Annotated in this window: 1 pseudogene; it reads right to left on the bottom strand. The window is 70.5% G+C overall.

The annotated features are described in order from the left end of the window. Nucleotides 1-685, bottom strand: a pseudogene (locus EOA60_RS35870) (monooxygenase); the annotation flags it as partial.

The raw sequence follows: 685 nt of genomic DNA, 5'->3' as shown, positions 1-685 counted from the left end.
CCGCGCGCCCCGGCATGTCGCCATGATGTGACGCTCAACGGCTTCGGCCGCCGGGACATGGCCGCCGCGTTCGCGGGCAAGGCTGCCGCGCAGCCGGGCAAGCACGTCGCGCCTAATGCAGCACGAGATCGATAGGCGGCCACGGTCGGCGAGCACCATGCCGCCGTAGCCGCCGGGAAAAGTGAGCAGCGGCATCAGATCGGGCGGCAGCGCCGACCCGGTGAAATGTGCCTTGAACCCGAGCAGGTCCGAGGAGCGGCTTTGCTTCCCGAGCTGGCTCGGCAGCGGCCCCGGCTCCCACGAACCGTGTGCAGCGACGATTACCGATGCCCGCAGGGTCATCCCCTCCTCGCCGGGACTGCCGCTTGTAGCCTGGATCCGCACCGCCTGGCGGTCGCCATCCCTTTCGATGGCGACGGCACGGCAGGGCTGGAACACTTCCGCGCCAGCCGAGCGGGCCGCGTCGAGCAGCAGCGTGTCCAATATGTCGCGGCCAAGCGCGCGGCCGAAGCCGTTTCTTGCCGCGGGTCCGGATCGCGCGCCCGGCATCGGCGCCTCGATGCTGGCATTGCCGGAAAAGAGGCCGACCCGGCGGATTTCCGGACCGGCCTCGCCGCGCCAGGCATCGCCGACCCCAAGCCGGTCGAGGAGCGCGAGGTTGCTTGCCGAGATGTATTCGCCGCAC

Origin of the sequence: Mesorhizobium sp. M1A.F.Ca.IN.020.06.1.1, from assembly GCF_004023265.1 — a bacterium.
Classification (GTDB): domain Bacteria; phylum Pseudomonadota; class Alphaproteobacteria; order Rhizobiales; family Rhizobiaceae; genus Mesorhizobium.
Note: the sequence above shows the minus strand (reverse complement) of the source record. Positions and strands in the feature narration are given on the sequence as shown.